The following is a 17,707-nucleotide window of genomic DNA, read 5'->3' as shown; positions in this document are numbered from 1 at the left end:
CGTAACATGGATCATTCCAAGCAGCTGATTGCGGTGATCGACGAGCCGGGTCCGGAGCGTAACGCGTTGGCAGAAGCGATCACCTGTGACGACATGTGGGTGTTCGCGGCGGCAGATATCGACCACCTGCCTGTAGAGACCGCTCTGATTGTGGCCCATGCGCATTCTGTACCGCGTCAGCAGTGGTCACAGTTGGCTGGCCGCCTACCTACCCTGGTGGTCAGCGATTCCCGTGAGGATGCAGATCTGATCAAAGCGATTGATGTAGGCCTTGTCGACTACATTGTGCACCCTCTGCGCCATGCTGAACTGCTGCGGCGTATGATCCGTAAAGCTATTGAGTTAAATGCACTTGCAATTGAGCGCGACCGTGACCGTGAACGGCTTGCGGAGTTGAATGAGAGCCTGGAGACGCATCTTGCGCTATTGCGCATGGATCAGCAGAGTGGAGGGCATATTCAACGTCGACTGTTGCCAGCACGCCCCAAGGTAATCAATAGCGTCTATTATGATTACTGGTTTGCGCCCTCGCTCTATCTATCCGGTGATTTTCTCGATTACCAGCGTTATAACGAGCGCTACAGTGTTTTCTACTTTGCCGATGTTTCAGGGCATGGCGCGTCTTCAGCCTTTGTGACGGTGCTTTTGAAGTATCTGTGTAATCGCTGGCTTCATGAGTGGGATGGCCAGCAGCCAGAGCAGCTGGCGCCTAACTGGCTGGCCTCCATGAACCGCGAATTGCAGGGGACTGACATCGGTAAACATGCAACCCTGTTTGTCGGGGTTATTGACCATCAGGCGCATACCCTTCACTATTCGCTCGGCGCACAGCTGCCCATGCCTTTATTGGCCGCCAACGGTAGGCTCGTTCGGCTTGAAGGAGAGGGAATGCCGGTAGGTCTTTTTCCGGATATAGAGTATCCTTCGCTCAGCTGTGCTTTACCGGCTGAATTTCGTTTATGGCTGTGTTCAGACGGTGTATTGGAATGCTTGCCGGGTAAAACGCTCGACACGCGGCTCAAGGAACTTGAGCAATTAGTAAGCGAAAGTGTCACGCTTGAGCAGTTGCGCGACCGGCTAGCCAAAACAAATGCGCTCCTGGCAGAAGGAGGCGCAATTGATGAGGCGAACCAAGACCGCGATGCTTTACCCGATGATCTGACAATCATGATGGTGAGCGGATTTGGTCATGCTGATTGAAGAAGGCCGTATCAAGGCGGCGTTCGACTCTGGTGTTTTTGTCTTAAAACTGTGCGGTGATGTGCGTCTAACGCTTTGCGCCACGCTTGATACTCAGGCACAGCGCCTTGCTGAAACGCCGGGGCTGCGTGCAGTCATGATTGACCTGCGGGAGGCAACGAACGTTGACTCAACCGCGCTGGGCTTTCTGGCCAAGGTCGCTATGGCGGTGAAAGGGCAGCTGGTACATCCACCTACAATTATTGCCGATAACCCCGATGTTCGAAAAATGCTCGACGTGATGGGCTTTGCGCGTTTTTTTACGCTGATGGAGGCACCGCTTCAGCAAAGCTCTGCGCTCAATGACGCACTAATTGAGTTACCCGAGGAGCCTGCGGACGAAGTAGGGCTGCGCGAGCGTATTCTTGAAGCGCATCGTATCCTAATGCATATGAACGAGCATAACCGCGAGCAGTTTCAGCCGCTGGTGGAAATGCTGGAAGCCCAAAACACCGAGCCTCAACACGAAAGCCCTTGATAGGGCTTTCGTATCTTCGCGCTTTCGTACTCATATCCTTTGATAACACATCACGCCTTTCGTAACGTCTCCAGAAGCGTTTCCAACTGACGCTGATCTGCCATGAACTTGCGGATACCTTCCGCCAGCTTGTCAGATGCCATTTCATCTTCGTTCATTGCCCAGCGAAAATCACCCTGCGTCAGCGTTTCGGCTTTTGAGCTGCTAGCGCCCATAGGGGTCAGCTTACGTGGCAGTTCGCCTTGCTGCTCATCAAGCTCGTTAAGCAGTGCCGGAGAAATGGTTAGCCTGTCACAACCGGCCAGGGCCTGAATTTCGCCAATATTGCGAAAGCTTGCGCCCATCACGATAGTGGCGTAGCCATGTCCCTTATAATAGTTGTAGATCTGCTTAACCGACTGCACGCCCGGATCGTTGTCACCGGCAAAGTCGGCATCGGGTTTGCGCGCCTTATACCAATCCAAAATGCGGCCGACAAAGGGAGAGATAAGTGTTACCCCAGCATCGGCACACGCCTGCGCCTGGGCAAAGCCGAACAGCAGGGTAAGATTGGTGCGAATGCCTTCACGCTCAAGCTGTTGAGCTGCCTGAATACCTTCCCAGGTGGACGCCATCTTGATCAGAATGCGTTCTGCACCAACGCCTTTCTGGGCATAGCGTTCAATCAGTGAGTGCGCACGCGCAATGGTGGCATCACGATCAAAAGAGAGGCGGGCGCTGACTTCCGTTGAAACATAGCCTGGGACCAGTTCACTAATTTCACTACCGATCTCAACGGCCACCCGGTCAGCTGCATCATCAATATCGGTGCTTTCCTTGGCAATAACGGCAAGACGTGCCCGGCGCTGCTCCTGTTGGGCCGCCTGGAGTATCAGTGAAGGGTTGGTGGTTGCATCCTGGGGCGTAAAACGACGAATGGCTTCAAGGTCGCCGGTGTCAGCGACAACCGACGTCATTTCTCTAAGTTGGGTCAGTAAGCTAGTGGCCATGCAGTGCTCCTTGCGTAAATGATCCCTTACTGTAGCAAGGCTTGAGCGCGCTGAATATTATCCGATGGATGTTCCGCCGGTACCGCTTGCGATGCCTGCCAAACAAAATCGTCGCAGGCCATATTGTTGGCGACTTTAAAGCGAGCTGCCTGTTCACGCATCCGCTCCGCGGCAGCCTCAAGCGACATCGCATCTTTTGCTGTCGTTTCGACCTGACGAGTATTGGCCCGGTTCACCTGTGTCTGTTCGTGCAGGGTCGCGTTCAGTTGCTCTATATGCTGATGCTGCTCACTGGCAGCATCGGCAATCTGCAGCATGAGGCTATTGGCCTGTTCGGTTGACGCCACAATGGCTTGCATGCCCTGGCTTGCCTGGGTCGACAGCGCGTGGCCACGTTCAATACTGCTGGCTGAAGTGGCCAGAAGTGCTTGAATCTGACGAGCAGCTTCTGCGCTTCGTGAGGCGAGCCCGCGCACTTCACCGGCTACTACAGCAAAGCCCTTACCTTGTTCGCCCGCGCGTGCGGCCTCAACGGAGGCATTCAAGGCCAAAATATTGGTTTGAAACGCGATAGCATCGATAACGTTGACAATTTCGTCGACTTTTTTGGACCGCGTATGGATTTCTTGCATGGTCGTAAGAAATTCGGTCATGGTCTGGCTGCCTTCCTGCGACTGCGCGGCGGCCGTAGAGGTCAGCTGAGTGGCGTCTGCAGCGTAACCTGCCGTGGTGGCCACGTTCTCGGTTAATTCATCTAGGTTGGCTGCGGTCGCTTCGTGGGAGGCATTCTGCTGGCGGGTACGAATGGCCAAATCTTCATTGCCTAGCGCCAGACGTTGAGCGCTATCGAAGATATGGCGGCTATTACCGTGCAGCTCTGAAACGGTGTCAATCAATGCCCGCTGCATATGATCAAGCGCTTGGTAGAGCTGGCCTATCTCGTTATTTCCCTGCTGTGGGACCGCAACGCTTAAATCGCCCCCGGCCATGGTGCGAAAATGGCTGATCAAACGATTAATAGGCAGCAAAATATGGCGCTGGCCTATCCAGGCCATCAAGCCAAGTAACCCAAAAGCCAGGCCAATCCCCAACAACAGCAATTGCCCGATAGATTGCGCACGGTTTTCGGCCTGAGTCATTAGATCGATACCTTGGCGATCGGCCAGTTGATAAAAAGTACGGGCTTCCTCGCTAAATGCTTGGCTATGCGCCAAGGCATCCAGCGTTAACTGTCGATACCCGCCGCGATCACCCATCTGTACGGCATTTAGCTGTTCATACATGATGGCGATAAGTGATCGTGCCTGCTGTTCAATAGCGTCGCGCCGCGTTTCATAGGAAGTATTGGCAGTTGCCTCCAGGAAACTGGTCAGTGACACCGTCATTTCAGAAAGCTCGTTTTCAACCGCCTGAAGCGCCTCAGCAGGGTCGCCTAGAGAAGGACGTAACTGACGCTCCAGCGCGCGGTCCAGGCGATGTAACCCTTCAAGCCCTGCAATATGCAGCCGGTTGAGCGATGATGACTGTTGAACGTTAACCTGCTCAAGGGCGGCCAAGCCGTGTTGGCTTTGTTGCATTACTTTCCAGGTTAATAATGCAAACATCAATACGCAGAACGCGACCAACACGAGTGCCGATAGACTTAACCAGCGTAATGAGAAATTTTTCAATGCGTTAACGTTCATAATATTCCCAAGAATAAGTATTGGTAAGGGCTTATGAAGCAAAGGCTAAGCAGGTTATGTTGCAGTTTTTAGCGCGTGCGGTGCTAAATTTATGAGGTAACTGTATCATTAGCGGTCTATCTATCATCGGCCTTGCATGATGGTGTCGAATATCTAAAGGAGCCTCATGGAACTCAACCCACGACGGGTCGCCTTGTTGGTTGCAGCCAACACAGCGCTTGCCCCGTTTGCGATTGATGCCTATTTGCCAGCCATTGGCGTGCTTGCTGAATCCATTAATGCCAGCATTCACCATACCGAGCTTTCCATCAGCGTGTTTTTGCTGGGCTTCGCGATTGGCCAGCTCTGTTTTGGCCCGCTTTCTGATCGGGTAGGGCGCAAGCCGGTACTGCTGGGTGGGTTAGCGGTATTTATGCTGACCAGCCTGATGATCACGACCGCCGATAGCTTGACTACGCTGTTGGCCTGGCGCTTTCTTCAGGCTCTCGGGGGCGGCGCCTGCGTGGTTAACTCTGCCGCTATCGTGCGCGACTGCTTTAGTGGCCGTGAAGCTGCCAAGGTCATGTCCACCATGGCGATGATCATGATGCTGGCGCCGCTGGTGGCCCCGGCGGTGGGAAGTGTGCTGCTGCATATCGCCGGCTGGTGGCTGATTTTTGTGTTCCTTGCCGTGTATGCCGGGTTTTTATTCTGGCTCCTGGGCACGCGACTACCAGAAACCCGTGATATGACGCTGCCCGCGGCTTCCCCCCGGCAGGTAGTCAGAAACTACGCCAGCGTACTGAGCCATCGGGAGGGGATGGGGTATATCTGCGCTGTTGCCGCTTCTTTCGCGGGGCTTTTCGCTTTTGTGACGGCGTCACCCTTTATTTATCTGGATTACTTCGCGCTATCTCCCAGTATTTATCCGTTGGTTTTCGGCATCAACGTAGTTGTCATCGCGCTCTCCAATCGCATCAATATTCACCTGTTGCGCAAGCGTACGCCTCAACAGAATCTGCGCTTGGGGTTAGCGGTGCAGCTAGTGGCCGCGCTTAGCTTGGTGCTGGCCACGTTACTCAATATCGCCACGCTATATACAGTGGTTCCTTTGGTCATGCTGTTTACGGGTATGATTGGTCTGATTACCCCCAATGCGATCTCCTCGCTGCTTGACCACTTCGGGCATATCAGTGCTACCGCAACGGCGCTGTTGGGAGGAGTTCAATTCAGCTGTGGGGCGTTGGCAGGGTTTCTAGTCGGCGCATTTGAAGTGGCGCACCTGTGGCCCATGGTGCTGACCATGCTGGGAGCATCCGTGCTGGGGAATATCGGTGTGCGTATGCTGACGGTGAAACCTACAGGCTATGCCTAGCGTTTTGCCTGGCTACCTAAGCGAGGTATGTGGCTGTGCTGGCGTTGCCCCCTGTGTTGCTAGGCAACCTGATTGCTAAAGGTTGCCCATCACCTTGGGCGCTTGCTTCCATATACTTCCTTTGTTCTATGTACCGAAGCAGCTATTAGGTTATTGCTGTAAATCGGTGAGACCCTCCGCCAAGATTTTTTAACTGTCATATTTCTGCAATCAATTGTGTGCAAACTCCTCTTTGTGAAAGGCCAGAAGGCCAACTTTCGGTAAGCAGTAGCTGACCGGATATCAAACCAAAGGGGAACACGACGTGAAAAAGCAGATGCTAAGTGTTGCAGTAGTAGCCGGTCTAGCCGCCAGTGTCTCAACCGCCGCCATGGCTCGTGACACCATCCAGATTGCTGGCTCCTCTACCGTGCTGCCGTTTGCAAGTATCGTAGCGGAAGAGTTCGGTAATACTTACTCTGAGTTCAACACGCCGGTCGTTGGTTCTGGTGGTTCAAGCGGCGGTCTTCGTCAGTTCTGTCAAGGTGTTGGCGAAAACACTATTGATATTGCTAATGCTTCTCGTCAGATCCGCAGCGGTGAGATCGAAAGCTGTGGTGAGAACGGTGTTAACGAAATTCTTGAAGTGAAGTTTGGCTATGATGGCATTGTGTTTGCCTCGCGTCTTGACCGTTCCGAGTTTGCCTTGAAGCCAGAGCACGTGTTCAAGGCAGCCGCTGCCCAGTTACCGCAGGATGGTGAGCTGGTTGATAACCCCTACACCCGTTGGTCTGAAATCGACAGCAGCTTGCCCGACCAGGAAATCGTATTGGTCATCCCGGCTTCCAACCACGGTACCCGTGAAGTTTTCGAAGAGAAGGTGATTCACCCGGGTTGTGAAACCGTTGCTGAAGTTGAAGACGACGCCTGTAACAATCTACGTGGCGATGGCCGTATCGTAGAAATCGCTGGCGACTACACTGAAACGCTGGCCCGCCTGGACGCTCAGGAAGACGCGGTCGGTGTTTTCGGTCTGAGCTTCTACGACCAGAACCGTGACCGCCTGCAGGTTGCAACCGTTGATGGCGTAACCCCGAGCCTGGAAACCATTGGTTCTGGTGAATATCCGGTTTCTCGCCCGTTGTTCTTCTACGTGAAGGGCGAGCACCTGGATGTGATTCCTGGCCTGGCTGAATACACTGAATTCTTCCTGAATGAAATGATCTCTGGCTACGGCAGCCCGCTGGAAGATGCTGGCTTGATCCCCATGGATGAAGAAGAGCGCGCCGAAGCGCTGGAGCAGTTCCAGTCACGTACGGTAGCCACTGCCGAGTAAGCTAGACGGTTCAGGTTTTTAAAGTTAATCAAGTCTGTTTTTGCGCCAGCATCGCATAGTTGATGCTGGCGTTTAGACGTAGGAAGTCAAAGGCGGAGAAATAATGAGCAACCTTGCCTTGATAGCCACGCTGCTGGTAATGATGGCCTTGGCATACCACTTGGGCTTAACTCGCAGTCGCGCGGTTGCGGCAGAGCACGATGTACGGATGCATTCTCGGCCCGGTTATTATGGCGTGCTGGTAGCCCTTTGGTGTGGACTGCCTGCGCTTGCCATCTTCTTGTTGTGGTCTTTTTTGGCACCGCAGTTAATCGATATGCTGGTCACTCAGCAGCTGCCAGCCGATATGGTGGCGGGGCTTAGTGATCGTGAGTTACAAACCTTGTTGCGTCGTGTAACCGCATTGGCCAACGGCCAGGGAGTAGCCGGTGGTGGAAGCCCTGAAGAGCTAGCCGCAGCGGGGCACATGGCAAGGCTTCAGACCATTGAGAATTTTAGTCTGGTCGCCTTGATGGCTGTACTGGTAGTGGTGGGCCTGATTTTCGCCCGGCGTCGCATCTCACCAAACTGGCGCGCCCGTAACCAGGTAGAGCGCGTTATCATGTTTGCTTTGGCGGCGAGCTCTGCCGTGGCCATCTTTACCACCATAGGCATCGTGCTTTCCATGCTGGGTGAAGCGCTACGCTTTTTTAGCTTTATCAGTCCTGCGGAGTTCTTTTTTGGCACTGTCTGGAACCCCAGGTTCAGCACAGCGGGTTCTGCAAGCCAGGGGGAATTTGGTTTACTGCCGCTTTTATGGGGAACGATGATGGTTAGTACCATCGCGCTCCTGGTTGCCATTCCTGTGGGCCTGATGACCGCCATTTACATGGCAGAGTATGCGCCCCCTTGGTTGCGTAACGTGGCCAAGCCCGTGATCGAAATTCTGGCAGGCATACCGACAATCGTTTACGGCTTTTTTGCGCTGATCGTGGTGGGGCCGTTCCTGTCTAGCGCTGGCGATCTGATCGGTATCAATATTCGCACGACCAGCGCGCTTACGGCGGGGCTGGTAATGGGGATCATGATTATTCCGTTCGTCTCCTCTCTGTCTGACGACATTATTACTCAGGTGCCTAAATCACTGCGCGACGGCGCGCTTGGCCTGGGGGCAACCAAATCGGAAACGATTCGTCAGGTAGTGCTGCCTGCCGCGCTCCCTGGCATCGTGGGCGCATTTTTGCTGGCAGCGAGCCGGGCGATTGGTGAAACCATGATTGTGGTGCTGGCTGCCGGTAATAATCCCGTATTGCATGCCAATCCCTTTGAGGCCGTTTCGACCATTACCGTCACGATCGTCAACCAATTGACAGGGGATATGGACTTTGCGAGCCCGCAGTCGCTGGTTGCGTTTGCCCTCGGTCTAACCCTTTTTGTCATCACGTTAGGGTTAAACGTCATCGCACTGGTAGTAGTGCGCAAATATCGCCAGCAATACGAGTAAGTGACCATGTCCATATCGATTGAGCAGCGTCGTCAGCATCGGCTTATGACGATTGAAAAATCGCTGGCGAAGCGGCATCGCAAGGAAAATGCCTTCCGGCGAATGGGATTGCTGGCGGTTGTTACCGGCATGACGCTGGTAGCTATTCTGTTTATAAGCATTCTAATGCGCGGGGTGCCCGCATTCTGGCAAGCAACGTTCTACATGGATGTCTATTTTGATCCTGAGGTGGTTCAGTTAGAGCCAAAGCCTGAACGTGAAAGCGGCGAGAGTCAGTTTGCCTTTAACGAACGCTACTCTCAGTGGCTGACCCGTGCCGGACTGGTCAATTGGCAAACGCTGATTGATAACGCGTTGGAAGAGGCCCTGGGTGAAGAGGTTGAGCCGCGGCAGTTAAGAGATTTGCGAGCGCTGGTAACGTCAGGTGAGCGCTATGCGTTGCGCGATCGATTTGTCGAAGACCCTTCGCTACTTGGTCAAACTGTCGAACTCAAGATGCTAGCCAGTGCCAACGTAGACGTATGGATCAAGGGTAATATTGACCGCGACCTGCCGGATGCCCGCCAGCAGTTAAGCGCGCAAACGCGTACCTGGGCAGACCAACTTGAAGAGCAGGGCGTTATCCGTAACGCGTTCAGCACCTCACTGTTTTTAAACACCGACTCGCGCAGCTCGCTGGCATCAGCCGGTCTTGCCGGGGCGTTTATGGGGTCGCTGTTCATGATGGTGGTGGTGATTGGGCTATCAGTGCCGCTGGGTGTCTCAAGTGCGATTTACCTGGAGGAGTTTGCGCCTAAAAATCGCCTGACCGACCTGATTGAAATCAACATCAACAACCTGGCGGCAGTACCTTCTATCGTGTTTGGCTTGCTGGGCGCATCGATCTTTATCGGCTATTTACGGCTGCCCCTATCGGCGCCGTTGGTAGGTGGCCTGGTGCTGACGCTGATGACCTTGCCGACCATTATCATTGCCACCCGCGCTTCGCTGCGCTCAATCCCACCATCTATTCGTCAAGCGGCGTTGGGAATAGGGGCATCTCGGGTGCAAACGGTGTTCCATCATGTGCTGCCCTTGGCGCTGCCGGGTATTTTAACTGGCTCCATTTTAGGCGTTGCTCAGGCGCTGGGTGAAACGGCACCGCTACTGCTGATCGGTATGAACGCGTTTGTAGCTAACGTACCGGGCACACCGTTAGATCAATCAACCGCCTTGCCGGTACAGATTTACCTGTGGCAGGGCAATGAGCTACGCAATTTCTTTGAAGCGCGCACGTCGGCAGCTATTATTGTTTTGCTAGGGTTAATGCTGAGCTTGAATGCGTTGGCGATTTGGTTGCGTAAAAAATTCGAGACGAGGTGGTAAGTGAATATTCCTGCACAACCCATGGCAACATCTTCAGTAAGCGTTGGCAGCGGCGAGAGCCGTGTAAGTAAAGCCAAGGACAAGGTGAAGATGAATGCCCAGGACGTCAAAGTCTTCTACGGTGATGCGCAAGCCATCAACGGCATTGATCTGGATATTTATGAAAATGAGGTGCTGGCGTTTATCGGCCCTTCGGGCTGCGGTAAGTCGACCTTTCTACGTTGCCTTAACCGGATGAATGACACGATTGATATCTGCCGGGTAGAAGGCAAGATCACGCTGGATCAAAACGATATCTATGCACCTGATCGCGACGTGGTACTGCTTCGTGCCCAGGTAGGCATCGTGTTCCAGAAGCCTAACCCGTTCCCCAAATCAATCTACGAAAATATTGCCTACGGACCGCGTCTGCATGGTTTGGCGCGCCGTAAGGCAGAGCTTGATGATATTGTAGAGAGCAGCCTGCGCCGCGCAGGGCTTTGGGAGGAGGTAAAAGATCGCCTAGATCAGCCCGGTACGGGGCTTTCCGGTGGTCAGCAGCAGCGCCTGTGCATTGCGCGTACTGTAGCGGTAAGCCCGGATATTATCCTGATGGATGAGCCGTGCTCGGCGCTTGATCCCATTGCCACCGCCAAGGTAGAGCAGCTGATTGATGAGCTGAGCGAGAGCTATACTATCGTGATGGTCACCCACAACATGCAGCAGGCCGCCCGGGTGGCAGACCGCACCGCGTTCTTCCATATGGGGGATCTGGTAGAGGTAGATACAACCGATCAAATATTTACCAACCCTCAGGATCAGCGAACCCACGACTACATTACCGGCCGCTTTGGCTAAGAAGTGGCTTTGCCCCTTGCACTTGGACTTCAAAGGTAGGGGAGACTAGCTGGGGCCAACGCCTTCTTAATAAAAAGGCGTTGGCTAACGCTTGGCGCATCAGTCTATCAGTTCAACCGCGACCGCCGTCGCTTCCCCTCCGCCAATGCATAAACTCGCAATACCTCGTCTGCCGCCTTTTGTGCGCAAGGCATGAATAAGCGTAGCGATGATACGCGAGCCGGTTGAGCCAATCGGGTGGCCCTGAGCACAGGCGCCACCAAATATATTTACCTTTTCATGCGGTAAGCCTAAATCGTCCATTGCCATCAACGTGACAATGGCAAAAGCTTCGTTGATTTCGAATAAGTCGACATCGCTAACGTTCCAATCGAGCTTATTCATCAGCTTTTCAATGGCGCCAACCGGGGCAATGGTAAATTCGCTGGGATGGCGTGAGTGGGTGGCATGCCCCAGCATTCTGGCCAACGGTTTTACGCCATGTCGTTCTGCCGCTGCCTGGCTTGCCAGGATAAGCGCCGAGGCACCATCGGAAATCGAGCTGGCATTGGCGGCTGTAATAGTGCCGTCTTTCGCGAAGGCCGGGCGCAGCTGGCGGATTTTGTCCGGTTTTGCCTGAAACGGCTGCTCGTCGTGTTCAACCAGCGTGTCGCCTTGGCGCGTGGATACCGTGACAGGGGCCATTTCCTCCGCCAGATAGCCGGCATTAGTCGCCGCCATGGCGCGCTCAAGCGAGGCAATCGCGAAATCATCCAGTCGTTCGCGGGTGTAGTTGCGCTGGGTTGCAATATCCTGAGCAAATACGCCCATCAGCTTGCCTGTTTCAGCGTCTTCCAGGCCATCCAGAAACATATGATCCTTGAGTTCGCCATGCCCCAGCCGATAGCCGCCACGTGCCTTGGTGAGTACATGGGGCGCATTCGACATCGACTCCATGCCGCCAGCCAGAAGAATCTCACCGCTACCTGCTTTAATCAGGTCATGGGCGAGCATGGCTGCTTTCATGCCTGAACCGCATAGCTTGTTGATAGTGGTGGCGCCGCACGCATCCGGAATGCCCGCTTGACGCATGGCTTGGCGAGCAGGCCCCTGTTTGGCGCCGGCTGGTAGAACGCAGCCCATTATGCCTTCATCAATAATGCCGGGTTCGATGCCCGCTCGCTTAATGGCTTCTTTAATGGCAACCGCACCAAGCTCAGGGGCGCTCATGGTGGATAGGCTGCCCATCATGCCCCCCATTGGTGTACGCGTGGCGGCAAGAAACACGATATCGGTTGCGGTGCTCATGGCTAACTCCTCAGATTTATTGTGATTATCGTTTGAAGTGACCAGCGATGCGTTGACCCACTGCCAGGGCTGTGGTTCTCTCCTGAGTAACCAAGCAAGCGCTAGTGTGAATGATATGAATGTAATGAATGAATCACCTCGCCGCAAGGAGCTGATACGACTGGCTGCTCAGCTATTCGTTCAGGAAGGTTTTGATCGCACTACCGTGCGCATGCTGGCGCAAGAGATGGGGATCAAGTCAGGCAGCCTGTTTCATCATTTTAAAGATAAACAGGAAATTCTTGCGGCCGTCATTGAAGAGGGCACACAGAATGCCCTGATCATCGCCCATCAATCGATTGAGCAATACCCTGCCGAGCCAGAGGCGCGATTGCGGGCAATGGCTCGTGCCCATCTGGAAACCCTGTTTGCTGATCGTAACGCTCATGTGGTGGCCCTTTTTGAATGGCGCCGCCTGGACCCCGCTGCCAGCGCGCACCTAAGCCACTTGCGCGATGCCTATGAGGCTTTATGGGTAGAAGTTATTGATGATGCACTACAGGCCGGGCTGATTCACGGTGATCGCTTTCTCGTCTCGCGATTTATTCTGGGCGCTCTGAACTGGACCGTACGCTGGTATGACCCTAACGGGCCGCGCACCCCTGATGACTTGGCTGATGAGCTGGTTGGAATGATCATGGCGCGCTAAGCGCTGTTTTTTTAAGCAACCTGCTAGACGCCCTCCATGCTTTTTTCTAGCAGTAGTAAATAGACACTTGCTGCCAGCGACTTGCCTGTGTGTTTCCTCGACCAACGTATAACCCTTTAACGCGTTAGATAGCTTGCGCTTCCTGCGGATTGCTTTTAGCGTTGAGATTACCTGTGGGGTTCCGTTAACGTAAACTGAAAGCAATGCACGCATGACTTAAAACTTTACCCCGCCTGTTGCAAGACTGCTCATTACCAACAACATAAGAGAGCCATCATGACAGCGACACCACTCCCCGATTATTCGGGTTATCTTGAGCATTTCTCAATCGGCCAGATGGTTGCCCGTCTGGATGAGCATCAGGACGGCCAGCTCAATGCTTTTGAAGCGTGCTGCGGGCGCCATGTGCGAGCAGGGCGCGGAGAAGTGCTGGCGCTGATTCATGAGGATACCCAAGGTGTAACGCACACCCTGACGTATGCCGAGCTGGACGAGCAGAGTGGCAAACTGGCGGGTTGGTTGGTGGCGCAAGGCCTAAAAGAGGGAGACCGGATTGCCTGCATGCTGCCTCGGTCAGAGGCATTACTGATCGCTGTGCTGGCTACCTGGCGGATAGGTGGTGTGTATCAGCCGCTATTTACAGCTTTTGGGCCTGATGCGGTGGATTACCGTTTGGGCCGGGCAGATACCAAGCTGGTGATTACCGATCACGCCAACCGCTATAAGTTTGACGACTTGAGTCAGTGCCCGCCAATACTTATGGTGGGAGGGGCGAGCCGTGAACATCAAAATGATCTGGATTGGCAGGCTGCCTTGTCACACGCCTCGATGACGGCCCAGCCGCCTCGCCTTGATCCTACCCAGCCTTTTTTGCAAATGTTCACCTCGGGTACCGTGGGCAAGCCCAAGGGAGTGGCCGTGCCGCTTTCGGCAATGACCGCCTTTGCGCTGTATATGGAACTTGCCGTTGACCTGCGTGATGATGACCGCTTCTGGAATATGGCGGACCCTGGGTGGGCGTATGGCCTTTACTACGCCATTACCGGACCGCTGCTGTTAGGTGTGACCACGCATTTCTGCGAAGCCGGGTTTAGTGCCGAAGGGGCGCTTGACTTCATGAAACGTCACCGGATCACCAATTTTGCGGCAGCCCCCACGGCCTACCGCTTAATGAAGGCGTCAGGGTTGTTCGATAATGCCTATCAAACGTTATCGCTGCGCGTTGCCAGCTCGGCAGGCGAGCCGTTAAATACTGAAGTGGTCAACTGGGTCGAAAAATCGCTTGGCTGTTCAGTGATGGACCACTACGGGCAAACCGAAACGGGCATGACCTGCAACAATCATCACACCCTTGATCACCCCAAGCATATAGGTGGCATGGGCGTACCTTTGCCGGGCTATCGGCTGGCCATTCTGGATGCGGAGTATAACGAGTTGCCAGCGGGAGAGCCGGGTGTACTGGCCGTGGATATTGAACATTCTCCGGCGCACTTTTTCCAGGGGTATACCTGGCAAGAGAAAAATCCTTTTGTTAAAGGCTATTATCTGACCGGCGATGTAGTGATCCGTAATGAGGATGGTTCGTTCCAGTTTGCAGGCCGCGATGATGACATCATTACCACCGCTGGCTACCGGGTAGGCCCTACCGATGTGGAGAATAGCGTCATGATGCATCCTGCCGTGGCGGAATCTGCGGCGGTCGGGCAGCCTGATGAGCTTCGCGGCGAGGTGATCAAGTCCTATATTGTGCTTCGCGAAGGTTACGAGCCAAGCAATGAGCTGGCCGAGGCGATTCGCCAGCAGGTGCGCGAGCGTCTATCCGCTCATGCGTTCCCTCGGGTCATCGAGTTCGTTGATGAGTTGCCTAAAACGCCTAGCGGCAAGATCCAACGCTTCAAACTGCGCGCTCAAGCGGCTGAAAAAGCCGGCCATAACAAATAATCAATCAAGGGAGAGTCATTATGCAGGTAAAGGAGCGTACGTTTTTGATTACTGGCGCCGCCTCGGGGCTTGGCGCCGCTACCGCTGAGCGGTTGGCTGCAGCAGGTGCCAAGGTTGTGCTGTGTGACTTAAATGATGGGGTAACTGCCCTTGCTGCTCGGCTGGGGGAGGGGGCGAAAGCCTGTCTGGTTGATATTACGTCAGCAGAACAGATGCAGCAGGCGTTTGATACCGCTGTTGCACTGGGAGGCGAGCGAGGGCTTTCCGGCGTTATTCATTGTGCGGGTGTGGTGAGCGTGGCCAAGCTGGTGGATCGTGATGGAAATCCAGCTGACTTGGTGAGCTACGCTAGAACGGTCAATATCAATCTTGTAGGCACCTTTAACGTCATGCGCCTGGCGGCCGCCGCCATGGCTAAAAATTCGCCGGATGATAGTGGCGAGCGCGGGGTGATTATTAATACGGCTTCTATCGCCGCCTTTGACGGGCAGGTAGGTCAGTGTGCTTATAGTGCGTCCAAGGCGGGAGTGGTGGGTATGAGCCTTCCCGCTGCACGAGAGCTTTCCAGGCACGCAATTCGCGTGATGGCCATTGCGCCAGGCGTTTTTGAAACGCCCATGATGAGTGAAATTCCTGAGGACGCCGTTCAAGCGCTCGCCGCTAACGTGCCGTTTCCCAAGCGGCTGGGCAAGGCAGAGGAATTCGCTCAATTAGCTGAGCAGATTATTGTTAACCCGATGCTTAATGGCGAGGTGATTCGGCTGGATGGCGGTATTCGCATGCAGTAATACGTTGACAAAGCGTTACTTGAAACTCGCCTGCGTAAAGCAAGCGAGTTTTTTTGTTTCTTAAGCCAGGGACGCGGGCCACTTCGACTAAAGAACTGCCTTGTGAAATGGTTAAATTCAAACGCTCGCTTGACGCAATGAAAAGGTCACGTTAACTTTCAAACACGTGTTTGAAAGCCATTTTTTAAAAGTATCGTCAGGTTTTCAGTCCCCCAGTTTAGGAGAAGTGTAATGCCCAGCTATCAGGCCCCTTTGCGCGATATGCGCTTCGTTATGGATGAAATGCTTGATTACCCTGCTCACTATGCGGCGTTGTCCAAGGACGATGCTTCGCCTGACATTGTCAGCGCCATTTTGGAGGAGGGGGGGCGCTTTGCGCGCGAAGTGTTGCTACCTATTAATCAAAGCGGTGATGAAGAGGGCTGTCGGCTAGAAGGCGGTGAAGTTAAAGCGCCCAAGGGTTTTAAAGAAGCCTATCACCAGTATGTAGAAGGCGGCTGGCCAAGCTTAGCTGCAGACCCCGAGTATGGCGGGCAGGGCTTGCCGCACTCGCTGGCCATGATGCTCTCAGAAATGATCTGTGCAACCAATCTGGCTTGGGGGATGTATCCGGGACTTTCCCACGGTGCTGCCGATGCGTTACGCCATCACGGCACTGAAGAGCAAAAGGCGACTTATTTAACCAAGCTTATCGAGGGCGTATGGACTGGCACTATGTGCCTGACCGAGCCACATTGCGGTACTGACCTCGGTTTGATCAAGACGCGGGCGGTGCCTGCGAATACCGATGTGTACTCTATTACGGGTACCAAAATATTTATCTCGGCAGGGGAGCATGATCTGGCCGAGAACATTGTGCACTTGGTACTGGCAAAGCTGCCTGATGCCCCGGAAGGTTCCAAAGGAATTTCGTTGTTTGTCGTGCCCAAGTTCCTGCCCGACGCCCAGGGGAATCCAGGTGAGCGCAACGGTGTTACCTGCGGCTCGCTGGAGCACAAGATGGGGATCCATGGTAACGCTACCTGCGTAATGAACTTTGATGGCGCTATCGGATATTTAGTAGGGCCGCCCAATAAAGGGCTAGCGTGCATGTTCACCATGATGAACGCCGCCCGCCTGGGGGTGGGCATTCAAGGGTTGGGGCTGATCGAAGCCAGTTTCCAGAACTCGCTCAGTTACGCCCGTGATCGTCTGCAGATGCGTGGTTTATCCGGCAAGCAGGCGCCAGACAAACCTGCCGACCCGATTATTGTTCACCCCGACGTACGCCGCATGCTACTTACTCAAAAAGCTTTTGCTGAAGGTGGGCGCATGCTGGTGCTGTACGCTGCTCAAATGCTGGATGTTGTGGAGCATGGTCAGCCCGGTGAAGAGCAGGAGCGTGCCGAAACACTGCTAGGGCTATTAACGCCTATTGTGAAAGCATTTTTGACTGAAGTGGGTTTCGAGAGCACTAATGAGGGCGTACAGATTTTTGGCGGTCACGGCTTTATTAAAGAGTGGGGTATGGAGCAGCTGGTGCGAGATGCGCGCATAACCCGACTCTATGAGGGCACCACAGGTATTCAGGCGCTAGACCTGCTGGGTCGTAAAGTGCTTATGAGCCAGGGTGAGTCGCTTAAGGTGTTTACCAAGGAGATTCATAAATTCTGTAAAGCCGAGGCTGACGATCCTGCGCTTAAGGAGTTTATTGATCCGCTGGCCAAGCTCAATGCCGAATGGGGTGAGCTGACCATGGAAATAGGCATGAAAGCTATGCAGGACCGTGAGGAAGTAGGCGCAGCCAGTGTCGACTATCTAATGTATTCCGGTTATGTAGCACTTGCTTACCTGTTCGCTCGCGCGGCCAAGCAGGCAGCCACCTCGCTTGACGGGGATGACAAGCCGTTTTATGCCGCTAAGCTCAATACAGCACGCTTTTACTATCAGCGGCTATTACCGCGTACCAAGGCGCATGCCCAAATGATCCGGTCTGGAGCAGAAAGCCTTATGTCAATTTCCAGCGAAGATTTCGGTTTGGGTTTTGAAATCTGATGAATTGTTAATCAGGTAAGTACTCTGTTCGGTGGTTTTCGGCAGGCTTATGCTGTGGGGTGTGCCTATAAAGTGAGTCCTGCCGCTTTTTTTATCATTTAGTTTGAACTTTTTGAACATAGTGCTTGCCAAAGGCCGTGGGAGTCCGTAAAGTACGCATCCGCTGCCGGGGACGCCAAGCGTTACCAGCGGTGAATGAAGGTGAAAACCTTCGGGTTATCAAG

Annotated in this window: 14 protein-coding genes; 11 read left to right on the top strand and 3 right to left on the bottom strand. The window is 54.0% G+C overall.

All coding sequences use genetic code 11. The features are described from left to right. Positions 1-6 precede the first annotated feature (6 nt). A complete protein-coding gene (locus ELY38_RS14295) occupies positions 7-1,200 on the top strand; it encodes a PP2C family protein-serine/threonine phosphatase (RefSeq protein WP_127062927.1) in 1,194 nt (397 codons plus the stop codon). Further along, a complete protein-coding gene (locus tag ELY38_RS14290; protein WP_127062926.1) occupies positions 1,190-1,717 on the top strand; it encodes an STAS domain-containing protein in 528 nt (175 codons plus the stop codon). The genes ELY38_RS14295 and ELY38_RS14290 overlap by 11 nt, the downstream gene beginning before the upstream one ends. Positions 1,718-1,767: 50 nt before the next feature. Here the strand turns inward: ELY38_RS14290 and tal are convergent, their stop codons facing one another. Beyond that, the gene (tal, locus tag ELY38_RS14285; protein ID WP_127062925.1) at positions 1,768-2,706 is read right to left on the bottom strand and encodes a transaldolase; all 939 of its coding nucleotides are present in this window, start codon (positions 2,704-2,706) and stop codon (positions 1,768-1,770) included. A 26-nt stretch (positions 2,707-2,732) separates the two neighbouring features. Then, entirely contained in the window at positions 2,733-4,391 is a 1,659-nt protein-coding gene (locus ELY38_RS14280) for a methyl-accepting chemotaxis protein (RefSeq protein ID WP_127062924.1), read from the bottom strand. 166 nt (positions 4,392-4,557) lie between these two features. On the opposite strand from ELY38_RS14280, the gene ELY38_RS14275 reads away from it, so the two are divergent. The 5 genes from ELY38_RS14275 (at position 4,558) to pstB (ending at position 10,745) form a co-directional block, all read left to right on the top strand. Then, entirely contained in the window at positions 4,558-5,745 is a 1,188-nt protein-coding gene (locus tag ELY38_RS14275) for a multidrug effflux MFS transporter (RefSeq protein ID WP_127062923.1), read from the top strand. Positions 5,746-6,049: 304 nt separating this feature from the next. Further along, entirely contained in the window at positions 6,050-7,060 is a 1,011-nt protein-coding gene (locus tag ELY38_RS14270; RefSeq protein ID WP_246009153.1) for a substrate-binding domain-containing protein, read from the top strand. Positions 7,061-7,163: 103 nt separating this feature from the next. Beyond that, positions 7,164-8,543 (top strand): phosphate ABC transporter permease subunit PstC, encoded by a 1,380-nt coding sequence (gene pstC, locus ELY38_RS14265; RefSeq protein WP_127062922.1) that lies wholly within the window; start codon positions 7,164-7,166, stop codon positions 8,541-8,543. A 6-nt stretch (positions 8,544-8,549) separates the two neighbouring features. After that, positions 8,550-9,908, top strand: a complete 1,359-nt coding sequence (gene pstA, locus ELY38_RS14260; protein ID WP_127062921.1) for a phosphate ABC transporter permease PstA — start codon at positions 8,550-8,552, stop codon at positions 9,906-9,908. A 21-nt stretch (positions 9,909-9,929) separates the two neighbouring features. Then, complete coding sequence (gene pstB / locus ELY38_RS14255) at positions 9,930-10,745, top strand: phosphate ABC transporter ATP-binding protein PstB (RefSeq protein WP_127063047.1); 816 nt, start codon at positions 9,930-9,932, stop codon at positions 10,743-10,745. A gap of 99 nt (positions 10,746-10,844) precedes the next feature. Here pstB and ELY38_RS14250 read toward each other — a convergent pair whose 3' ends face one another. Next, the gene (locus ELY38_RS14250; protein WP_127062920.1) at positions 10,845-12,032 is read right to left on the bottom strand and encodes an acetyl-CoA C-acyltransferase; all 1,188 of its coding nucleotides are present in this window, start codon (positions 12,030-12,032) and stop codon (positions 10,845-10,847) included. Positions 12,033-12,156: 124 nt separating this feature from the next. Between ELY38_RS14250 and ELY38_RS14245 the strand changes: the two genes are divergently transcribed. The 4 genes from ELY38_RS14245 (at position 12,157) to ELY38_RS14230 (ending at position 17,483) form a co-directional block, all read left to right on the top strand. Beyond that, complete coding sequence (locus ELY38_RS14245) at positions 12,157-12,720, top strand: TetR/AcrR family transcriptional regulator (protein WP_127062919.1); 564 nt, start codon at positions 12,157-12,159, stop codon at positions 12,718-12,720. Positions 12,721-12,996: 276 nt separating this feature from the next. Then, positions 12,997-14,661: an AMP-binding protein gene (locus ELY38_RS14240; protein ID WP_127062918.1), complete on the top strand. Its 1,665-nt coding sequence runs from the start codon at positions 12,997-12,999 to the stop codon at positions 14,659-14,661. Positions 14,662-14,681: 20 nt separating this feature from the next. After that, complete coding sequence (locus ELY38_RS14235) at positions 14,682-15,449, top strand: SDR family NAD(P)-dependent oxidoreductase (RefSeq protein WP_127062917.1); 768 nt, start codon at positions 14,682-14,684, stop codon at positions 15,447-15,449. Positions 15,450-15,680: 231 nt separating this feature from the next. Then, positions 15,681-17,483, top strand: a complete 1,803-nt coding sequence (locus ELY38_RS14230; protein WP_127062916.1) for an acyl-CoA dehydrogenase C-terminal domain-containing protein — start codon at positions 15,681-15,683, stop codon at positions 17,481-17,483. Positions 17,484-17,707 lie beyond the last annotated feature (224 nt).

This window comes from Vreelandella nanhaiensis (assembly GCF_003990185.1).
Taxonomy (GTDB): domain Bacteria; phylum Pseudomonadota; class Gammaproteobacteria; order Pseudomonadales; family Halomonadaceae; genus Vreelandella; species Vreelandella nanhaiensis.
The sequence above is the reverse complement of the archived record's forward strand: the minus strand, read 5'-3'. Positions and strand labels throughout refer to the sequence as shown.